The 8943-nt window shown below is 34.1% G+C and carries 11 protein-coding genes and 1 pseudogene; 8 read left to right on the forward strand and 4 right to left on the reverse strand.

All coding sequences use genetic code 11. The features are described 5' to 3' along the window. From ACIQ0M_RS14835 to ACIQ0M_RS14860, 6 genes and pseudogenes are all read left to right on the forward strand, one after another. A pseudogene (locus ACIQ0M_RS14835) lies at positions 1-101 on the forward strand (IS1595 family transposase); the annotation flags it as partial. A gap of 354 nt (positions 102-455) precedes the next feature. Further along, the gene (locus ACIQ0M_RS14840) at positions 456-1343 is read left to right on the forward strand and encodes an OmpA family protein (RefSeq protein WP_396153627.1); all 888 of its coding nucleotides are present in this window, start codon (positions 456-458) and stop codon (positions 1341-1343) included. After that, positions 1340-2173, forward strand: a complete 834-nt coding sequence (locus tag ACIQ0M_RS14845) for an OmpA family protein (RefSeq protein WP_396153629.1) — start codon at positions 1340-1342, stop codon at positions 2171-2173. Before ACIQ0M_RS14840 ends, ACIQ0M_RS14845 begins: the two co-directional genes overlap by 4 nt. Next, complete coding sequence (locus ACIQ0M_RS14850) at positions 2170-2925, forward strand: OmpA family protein (RefSeq protein ID WP_396153631.1); 756 nt, start codon at positions 2170-2172, stop codon at positions 2923-2925. Before ACIQ0M_RS14845 ends, ACIQ0M_RS14850 begins: the two co-directional genes overlap by 4 nt. A 72-nt stretch (positions 2926-2997) precedes the next feature. Then, positions 2998-4176: an AIR synthase related protein gene (locus ACIQ0M_RS14855; protein WP_396153633.1), complete on the forward strand. Its 1179-nt coding sequence runs from the start codon at positions 2998-3000 to the stop codon at positions 4174-4176. Positions 4177-4232: 56 nt separating this feature from the next. After that, positions 4233-4460 carry a hypothetical protein gene (locus ACIQ0M_RS14860; RefSeq protein ID WP_396153635.1) on the forward strand — a complete coding sequence of 76 codons (228 nt, stop codon included), beginning with the start codon at positions 4233-4235 and terminating at the stop codon, positions 4458-4460. Between the two features lie 33 nt (positions 4461-4493). Here the strand turns inward: ACIQ0M_RS14860 and ACIQ0M_RS14865 are convergent, their stop codons facing one another. The 4 genes from ACIQ0M_RS14865 to meaB form a co-directional block, all read right to left on the reverse strand. Further along, a complete protein-coding gene (locus ACIQ0M_RS14865) occupies positions 4494-5519 on the reverse strand; it encodes a HipA domain-containing protein (RefSeq protein WP_396153637.1) in 1026 nt (341 codons plus the stop codon). Next, on the reverse strand, positions 5506-5832 hold the full coding sequence (locus ACIQ0M_RS14870; protein WP_396153639.1) for a HipA N-terminal domain-containing protein: 327 nt from the start codon (positions 5830-5832) through the stop codon (positions 5506-5508). Before ACIQ0M_RS14870 ends, ACIQ0M_RS14865 begins: the two co-directional genes overlap by 14 nt. Next, on the reverse strand, positions 5825-6058 hold the full coding sequence (locus ACIQ0M_RS14875) for a helix-turn-helix transcriptional regulator (RefSeq protein ID WP_333696248.1): 234 nt from the start codon (positions 6056-6058) through the stop codon (positions 5825-5827). Before ACIQ0M_RS14875 ends, ACIQ0M_RS14870 begins: the two co-directional genes overlap by 8 nt. Before the next feature lie 152 nt (positions 6059-6210). Beyond that, entirely contained in the window at positions 6211-7245 is a 1035-nt protein-coding gene (gene meaB, locus ACIQ0M_RS14880) for a methylmalonyl Co-A mutase-associated GTPase MeaB (RefSeq protein WP_396153645.1), read from the reverse strand. 151 nt (positions 7246-7396) lie between these two features. Here meaB and ACIQ0M_RS14885 point away from each other — a divergent pair, with 151 nt between their 5' ends. Beyond that, positions 7397-8308, forward strand: a complete 912-nt coding sequence (locus ACIQ0M_RS14885) for an AEC family transporter (protein ID WP_396153641.1) — start codon at positions 7397-7399, stop codon at positions 8306-8308. Between the two features lie 31 nt (positions 8309-8339). Continuing rightward, a partial coding sequence (locus ACIQ0M_RS14890) for an FAD-binding oxidoreductase (RefSeq protein ID WP_396153643.1) occupies positions 8340-8943 on the forward strand: 604 nt, incomplete at its 3' end.

The raw sequence follows: 8943 nt of genomic DNA on the forward strand, positions 1-8943 counted from the left end.
TACAATTATACCTAAATGAGTTCGTTTACAAGCTTAATAGACGGTATTTTGAAGAAAAATTATTCGACAGGCTAGTGATAGCAAGCATTACAGGGTTATGACTAATAACGGACAATCAAAATTTTTTCTATCAAAATGTTACAATATTAAATTTATTTTATATTTTCGTATCGCTTTTGTAAACAAACGCTTGTTTTGAAAATAGCAAAAATGCCCCAAGCATTAAAAAAAATCTAGAAAATATAACCGTGGGAAGTATAGTGGTATTTTAACAGTGAGTTTTCTGTGTTCAAAAATACTACATCAAAATCTTTTTGATTTTGATCACAACAAAACTAAATTTCCAACAAATTAACACTAAAGCGGGTGGGATAGCGAAAGTTATCCCACTTTGTTTTTTTAAAGCGGTTATAAAATTATTTCGTTGTATTTTCGTTATGGTAAAAATACTTAGTATGAAATCGGTTATTATTTGGCTTCTTTTTTTATTCACCAATCAATTTATTGCTGCACAAGAGCAATCTTCCTATTATTTTGATACTAATAAATTTGAATTGAAAAGTACAGAAATTCAGAAGTTAAATGATTGGATTTCTAAAAACCATGAAGTAAAAATTGTTGCCATCAATGGTTATACCGATGAAGATGGAACGATTGGTTTTAATGATACGTTAGCCCAAAAGCGAGTCGATTTTATTTATAAATTAGTAAAAGATAAAGTCAAAATCAGAGATGATTTTAAAACCCGAAGTTTTGGAAAATTACACCAACAATCTGACAATAAAGCAGAAAATAGAAGGGTGACAATTTACTACATCGAAGCAAAAGATTTAGCCAAAGAAGATGAAATTTTAGGAATTAAAAAAGAAGAAATCGCTCCAAAATCTAAATCAAAAAAACAATTTCCGGAAGCAATCGTGATTGAAAATCCTAACGGAACGGAATCTGCTTTTGAACTAAATGTGGAATTCATGCAACAAGTTGATGCAGCTAAACCCGGCGAAAAATTAAAATTGGAAAACCTTAATTTTCAATTAAACACGTTTGCTATCGTTAATGAAAGTCGTGGAAAATTATATGAATTACTTATTGTGATGCAACAAAATCCTGAACTTTCCATCGATATTCAAGGTCATTTGTGTTGTATGCCAACGGATAGAACTAATTTATCAACTCAACGTGCCAAAGCAATTAGTCAGTTTTTACGAATGAACGGTATCGAGAATTCGAGGGTTACTTATCAAGGATTTGGAAGTTCGCAACCCATCTATCCGTTACCGGAAAAAAATGAAGAAGAAAGAGCCGCCAATCGTAGAGTAGAAATTGAAATTATAAAAAATTGAGACGAGTAGTGCTTTTTTTTAGTTTATGTTTCTCATTTCTTCAGGCTCAAGAATCAAAAACACTTTATTTTGATTTCGCCAAAGAGGTGCCAAATGCTATTTCTTTAAAAAATTTTGATGAGTGGATTAGTTCAAATAATAATATAGAAATTCTACAAATAGCAGGTTATTGCGATTCCGTTGATACAAATTTGTCAAATATAAAACTCGCTTCAAAAAGAATTCAGAGTGTTTTAACTTTATTAAAATCAAAAAACAGTAGAATTTCTAATAGTTTAATTCAAGAAGTTCATGGCGAAGATTTTAAACAATCAAAAATACAAGCTGAAAATAGAAAAGTAACTTTTTTTTACAAAATAGTGGAAGAACCAATCACAGAAACCGAACTATTGGTAGAAGAAAAGCCCAAAGAAGAATCGCTTGTGGAGAAAATTGAAAAGGAAAGAATTTCATTACTAGATAAGTTTGAAAAAGCGAATGTTGGGGATAAAATTGTGATTAATAACATTCACTTTCAATTTAATTCAGAAATTATTATCCCTGAATCCGAGCCTTTACTGGAGCAATTACTATTTGCTATGGAATTGAATCCAGATTTAGAAATTAAGGTTTTAGGACATATTTGCTGTAATCCTGACCCAAAAGATACTAAATTATCGTATCGTCGTGCTTTAAAAATTTTTAATTATTTGAGAGATAACGGTATTCAACTGCGAAGATTGGCTTATAAAGGTTTTGGAAGTAATGAACCAATTTATCCAATTCCTGAAAAAAGTGAGGAAGAAAAAATAGCCAACCGTCGAGTAGAAATTGAAATCATAAAAAAATGAAAACATTAACTTATATATTGCTAGTTTTATTTTTTGTGCCACTTTTTGCTCAGGAAAAATTGGATGTTTTTTTTGAGTTTAATAAAGCATATCCTAATACAAATTCAATTGATATTTTGAATAATTGGATAAAACAAAATCCAACCGCTGAAGTTTATAAAATTGAAGGTTTTTGTGATACGGTAGATTCGAAAATATACAATTTAAAGTTAGCAGAACGACGGATTCACTCTATCGAAAATATTCTAAAATTGAATAAAATAAAAGTAATCGATAAATTAGAAAGAATTCCTTTAGGCGAAGACTTCATTTTTTCTTTAAACCAAGATGAAAATAGAAAAGTCCACATTTTTTATCAAGTTCCAATGACAAATACTTTTTCCGAAAAGGTAAAAAATGCAAAAGTTGGTGAGTTATTAAAGTTGAAAGGATTGAATTTTTATAATATGAGCGATGTTGTACTACCTGATTCGAGATCGGTTTTAGACGAGCTACTTCAAATAATGAAAGCAAATTCAACCTTAAAAATTGAAATACAAGGACATATTTGTTGTAAAGAAGTTGAAGTAGAAGATATTTCATTCAAACGTGCTAAAACGGTTTATGATTTTCTACTATCAAACGGAATTTCAGCAGATAGAATTAAATATAAAGGATTTGCATCCACTCGACCCATTTATCCGTTACCGGAAAAAAACGAAGAAGAACGCATTGCGAATCGTCGAGTAGAAATTTTGATACTTGAAAAATAATAATTTCTCATAGGTTTTACATTGTGACATTTTCACATTAATCCTATCTTTGCTCAATTCAACAACACAACTATGAGTTCGGATACCAGCAAACGTTATGCACTTCGGGGAGTTTCTGCCGCCAAAGAAGACGTGCACAACGCAATCAAAAACATTGATAAAGGTTTATTTCCTAAAGCTTTCTGTAAAATTGTTCCCGATTATTTGACCGGTGATGAAGAATTTTGTCTTTTAATGCATGCTGATGGTGCCGGAACAAAATCGTCATTAGCATACATGTATTGGAAAGAAACCGGGGATGTTTCAGTATGGAAAGGCATTGCTCAAGATGCGTTGATTATGAATATAGATGATTTGCTTTGTGTTGGGGCAACCGATAATATCATGCTTTCATCCACCATCGGAAGAAATAAAAATTTAATTCCGGCTGAGGTAATTTCTGCCATCATCAACGGAACGGAAGAATTAATCCAAGAACTAAAATCATTTGGTGTTACGATTCATTCAACCGGTGGCGAAACGGCTGATGTAGGGGATTTGGTGCGGACTATCATTGTAGATTCAACGGTTACCGCTCGAATGAAACGTAGCGATGTGATTGATAATGCCAACATTCAACCCGGTGATGTAATTGTAGGCTTAGCTTCGTTCGGGCAAGCCTCTTATGAAAAAGAATACAACGGAGGAATGGGTAGCAATGGTTTAACTTCTGCTCGTCATGATGTTTTTTCTAACTATTTAGCCGAAAAATATCCTGAAAGTTTTGATGCCGCAGTTCCTTCCGATTTGGTTTATTCCGGTCAAATGAGATTGACGGATGAAGTGGAAAACAGTCCAATTGATGCTGGAAAATTAGTGCTTTCTCCCACTCGAACCTATGCTCCAATTATCAAAGCAATTTTAGAGAAATACTCCCCAAAAGAAATTCACGGCATGGTGCATTGCAGTGGTGGAGCACAAACAAAGATTTTAAATTTTATTGATAATTTACACATTATCAAAGATAATTTATTCCCGATTCCGCCATTATTTAAACTGATTCAGGAACAATCTAAAACCGATTGGAAAGAAATGTATCAAGTCTTTAACTGCGGTCACCGAATGGAATTGTATGTTCCTGATGAAATTGCCAACGACATTATCGAAATTTCAAAATCATTCAATGTTGATGCTCAAATTGTCGGTAAAGTAGAAGCATCCGAACATAAAAAATTAACCATTACCAGTGAATCTGGTACATTTGAATATTAAACTCAATTTTTTTTAAACCCGCAACTCACAACTTTCAACCCGCAACCTCATAAAATATGGACTTACCAAAATTCGTTTTAGCAGACAATACCGATTATCCTGATGATATTTTTGTGATTCACTTAGATTATCCTCGTTTTTTAATTAACTTAAAAGATGACGAAGTAGAATTCTTAGAAGAAATTGACGAAGAAGACGAAAAAGACCTCGAAACCGAAATGGAAAAGCTAATTGAATTAGCCGGAGCTTTTTATGATCGGGAGATGGAAAGATATGAGGAGTAAAAAAGTGCCGTTTTAAATTTTAAAACGGCATTTTTATAGTATTTCCATCTGTTTAAACCTACTCTCCATCAAACTCAAATACTTCATCTTATATTCATCACGTACAAAACTTTTTCCTAAAACGGCTTCCATTTCGGGTTTGGCATACACAAAAAGTTCTAACGTATTATCTAATACTTTTTTGCTTAGCCCGCATTTTTCATATGCAGCAAAAAAATCATTGTATTTCAATTTTCTTTTTTTGGCATTCAAGGTCAAAGCCAATTCTTCAGTATCAGCCGGATTAACCAAAGCCGTTGGCACTAAATCATAAGCCGGACATAAACTTAAACCTTGGCCCTCTTTTTCCAACAATGAAAAATTCTTTAAATGCATATCTGAATTCCCTGTAAAAAAGCTAAACAAAACTTGCTCATAAAAATTGCTCACATCTAAAAGCGGCGTGCTCGAATATTTCAACACCAATTTGGCTACTTGCTCGTGACTTCCTTTGTATTTGTCTTCCGTCAGTCTTTCGCTCAATTGACACATATCTTCCATGTGAAGTTTGGTTTTTCGGGTTCTATCCACTCGTTTGGTGATGTAGCAAAGGGTTTCATCTTGTAATTTCACTAAACTGTGTGGAACTACTTTTATACCGCAAACATCAGCCATGTGCATGGTTGCACTTTCCAACTCCGGTAATTGTTCATAATGTTCCGATGGTGGTTTGAGTATATAATCGCCATAAAGTCCAACGATGGTAAGCTTTTTGGTTAAATTTTTCTCTTCTTTTCGAATTAAACTCAACGAAACTTTAGCTTGAACGCCTGTTACCGCCATTTGGCTTTGGATAACTTTTGAAGCTAACTCTTGCAGGTTTTCCAAGTTGTAATTGAGTTGTGGCGTTTTTAACTGCCCAAAAAAGCGTTTGATGCACGCTTCATGAAAATCGGAAGAAGGATCAAAAAGAGGTTCATAGCAATACAAGCATCTTTTGCCATAAAAAGTTCTTGGTTCTTGAACTTCCATGGTGGGATTTTCTAATCGTGCTAAATATTTCTTTTTATAGTTCTTCATTTTTTACAACACTAACCGCTCCAATGCAATCTTTACAACAGGTGAGGAGCAAACCCATTCGGTCTTTATAGTTTATTTTCCAATTTTTCTCGGCTATGTCTAACAGCCAGCCTTCAAGAATTAACCCATCAAAAAAAGCAAAAAGGGTTTTACTTTGATAGGGTTTTTCGATTAATGGCAAGGTTAAACTAACCGCTTCAGCTTTTTCGCTTTTTAAATAATCGGAATCGTATTGAAATAGATAGCCGTGATCAGTTTCCAAAACTGTTCCGCAGTATTCATTTTTCATATATACTTTTCCGCTTCTATTCATTTGAAATTAATTTTTCTCTATCCATTGGAATTGGCCCTAAGGTTTCTCCAAATAAGCGTAACACATCATTCACTTTATCCATTCGCAAGGTGTTTTTGCCTTGTTCTAAATCTCGCACAAATCGTAATCCTACACCGGCTTTTAAGGCTAATTCGGGTTGTGTGAGTTTATTTTGCTTGCGTTTTAGTTTGATGTGCTTACTCAAGTCGGTTAAATTTTCTCGCATATTTATACCTTTTAAGTTACAAATATACAAAAATATCGAAAAATCACACCATAAAAGGTATATTTTTAAATTTTATCAATTTTTTATACCTTTTATAGTATAAAAATTAAAATACCGCCAATTTTGAAGTAGATAAGGTATAAAATAAAAATTTATTTAAAGTAAGTTGAAAGTAATTCCATCGCAGCTGCAAATGGTGAGATTTCATTGTTTTGCACAGCTTTTTTCTTTTCGTCTAAGAGTTTAGCAATTTCAGGATGCGTATAAAATTGATTTTTTAATTGTTCATTTATCGTTTCCATCATCCAATATTGGTTTTGCTCTTGTCTTTTTTCTTGAAAATAGGCATTGGATTGTGTTAATTCCAAATAATTAGAAATGGTTTTCCAAACGTCATCAATTCCCTCTTTGGTTATCGCACTACAAGTAGAAACCGTTGGCATCCAACCCGATTTTTTTGCCGGAAAAAGATGCAATGCTCTATTGAATTCGGTTTTGGCTAATTTGGCTTTTTTGATGTTATCACCATCCGCCTTATTGATAACGATGGCATCGGCCATTTCCATAATGCCGCGTTTGATGCCCTGCAATTCGTCGCCGGCACCGGAAATTTTTAAAAGTAAAAAGAAATCAACCATACTGTGAACGGCAGTTTCACTTTGACCTACTCCAACGGTTTCAATGATGATGGTATCAAATCCGGCCGCTTCACATAAAATAATGGTTTCTCTGGTTTTTCGGGCCACTCCACCCAACGTTTCTCCCGAAGCAGAAGGTCGTATATAGGCATTTTTATCTTTGACCAATTCTTCCATTCTGGTTTTATCGCCCAAAATACTTCCGTGAGAAATAGTACTACTTGGATCAACAGCCAAAACAGCTACTTTTTTTCCTAAAGAAGTTAAGTGTTTTCCAAAAGCTTCAATAAACGTACTTTTTCCAACGCCGGGAACACCCGTAATTCCAATACGAACGGACTTGTTGGCATGTGGTAAACAGCCATTGATTACTTCATTTGCTTTGGTTAAATGCTCGGGATTGGTGCTCTCTACTAAGGTAATGGCTCGGCTTAAATCGGTAATATTTCCTTTTAAAATTCCTTGAACTAACTCTTCTGCAGTATTACTTTTTCTACGGAATTGTTGAATTAGCTTAACGGAAATAGAATTGACCGTTTCCGGTTGCATTACACCATCTTTCTCCTGCAAAGCAGATGTTTTTGAAGATTTTTGAGCCACAACAATTAAATTGAAAGGTAAAGTTACAAAAAAGAAAAATGTATTGGTTTATTTCAATTGTTTTTATGCTCAAAAACGTATTTTTGAATTTTAAATCTCAATGGAAAATATCATTTTAATTTTTCTTTGTTTACTTGTTGGTTTTGGATTACAATTTCTGAAAAGTTTTCCCAAAAACGGATACGTGGCTCTAAACCATTTTGTAATTTATATTTCACTTCCGGCTTTAGCATTGTATTACATTCCGAAAATTGAAATTTCTTCAAAATTGCTATTTCCAATTGGTGTGGCATGGCTCGGATTTGGGTTGTCATTTTTGTTTTTTTACAGCTTAGGAAAATGGCTCGGGTGGTCTAAAAAATTAACGGGCTGCTTGATTTTAACCGGAGGATTGGGAAATACTTCGTTTGTTGGATTTCCTGTAATTGAAGCGTTATTTGGTCAAGAAGGTTTACAAACCGCAATCATTGTCGATCAACCTGGTTCATTCGTGGTTTTAGCTACTTTGGGAGTGACTGTCGCCTCAATTTTTTCAAAGGGAGAAGTCGATTCGAAACTCATTATCAAAAAAATTGTTTTCTTTCCTCCGTTTATTGCTTTTGTGATGGCTTGTCTGCTTAATGTTTTGAATCTTGACTTTCCTGACATAATACAGACTGTTTTTCAAAAAGTAGGAGGAACGGTTTCAACAATTGCTTTAGTTTCAGTGGGATTGCAATTGAAATTTGATAAAAGAAGTCAACATTGGAATTTTTTAGCGTTAGGTTTGTTTTTTAAATTAATGATAACGCCTTTATTTTTTCTGATTTTATACAAATTTATCCTCAATGGTCAAGGAGAAATCGTCGATGTTTCCATTATGGAAGCAGCGATGGCTCCCATGATTACCGGAGCGATTTTGGCTTCATCGTATGGGTTAAAACCGAAATTAAGCAGCATGATGATTGGCATCGGAATTCCACTTTCTTTTTTAACCTTAGCTTTTTGGTATTGGATACTTTCTTTGCTGTAATTTTTTTACCTTTAGGGTTTAAAACTTGTATATGCAACTCCATTCTGAAATTCTAAAGCAACTTGAAAATATTGTAGGTCAATCGTATCTTTTCAATGATGAAGCCACTCGTAATCTCTACGGTCACGATGAAACCGAAGATTATGTTTTTCCACCACATGTGGTGATAAAACCATCATCAGCTATAGAAATTTCCGAAATTCTAAAAATAGCCAATCAATATAAAATTCCCGTTGTACCGATAGGTGCTCGAACCGGTTTAAGTGGCGGTGCTTTATCCGTTCAAGGAGGAATCGGACTTTCGATGGAGCGATTCAATAAAATCCTAACGATTGACGAGCAAAATCTGCAAGTCATTACCGAACCCGGTGTTATTACACAAGTGTTACGCGAAGCCGTTGCCGAAAAAGGATTATTCTATCCGGTTGACCCAAGTAGTATGGGAAGTTGCTTTATCGGAGGAAATGTAGCCGAAAATTCCGGCGGAGCAAGAGCCGTAAAATATGGTGTAACCAAAGATTATGTTTTGAATTTAGAAGTGGTTTTGCCAACCGGAGATATTATTTGGACAGGAGCCAATACGTTAAAAAATTCCACAGGATATAACTTGACACAATTGATGGTTGGGAGTGAAG

It is taken from the genome of Flavobacterium sp., from assembly GCF_044339515.1.
GTDB lineage: Bacteria > Bacteroidota > Bacteroidia > Flavobacteriales > Flavobacteriaceae > Flavobacterium.

Excerpts from the sequence above, each read along its gene's own strand:
- ACIQ0M_RS14860 (WP_396153635.1), top strand. The coding sequence starts at position 4,233 with ATGGACTTACCAAAATTCGTTTTAGCAGACAATACCGATTATCCTGAT.
- ACIQ0M_RS14875 (WP_333696248.1), bottom strand. The coding sequence starts at position 6,058 with ATGCGAGAAAATTTAACCGACTTGAGTAAGCACATCAAACTAAAACGC.
- ACIQ0M_RS14870 (WP_396153639.1), bottom strand. The coding sequence starts at position 5,832 with ATGAATAGAAGCGGAAAAGTATATATGAAAAATGAATACTGCGGAACA.
- ACIQ0M_RS14865 (WP_396153637.1), bottom strand. The coding sequence starts at position 5,519 with ATGAAGAACTATAAAAAGAAATATTTAGCACGATTAGAAAATCCCACC.
- ACIQ0M_RS14840 (WP_396153627.1), top strand. The coding sequence starts at position 456 with ATGAAATCGGTTATTATTTGGCTTCTTTTTTTATTCACCAATCAATTT.
- ACIQ0M_RS14885 (WP_396153641.1), top strand. The coding sequence starts at position 7,397 with ATGGAAAATATCATTTTAATTTTTCTTTGTTTACTTGTTGGTTTTGGA.
- ACIQ0M_RS14850 (WP_396153631.1), top strand. The coding sequence starts at position 2,170 with ATGAAAACATTAACTTATATATTGCTAGTTTTATTTTTTGTGCCACTT.
- meaB (WP_396153645.1), bottom strand. The coding sequence starts at position 7,245 with ATGCAACCGGAAACGGTCAATTCTATTTCCGTTAAGCTAATTCAACAA.
- ACIQ0M_RS14855 (WP_396153633.1), top strand. The coding sequence starts at position 2,998 with ATGAGTTCGGATACCAGCAAACGTTATGCACTTCGGGGAGTTTCTGCC.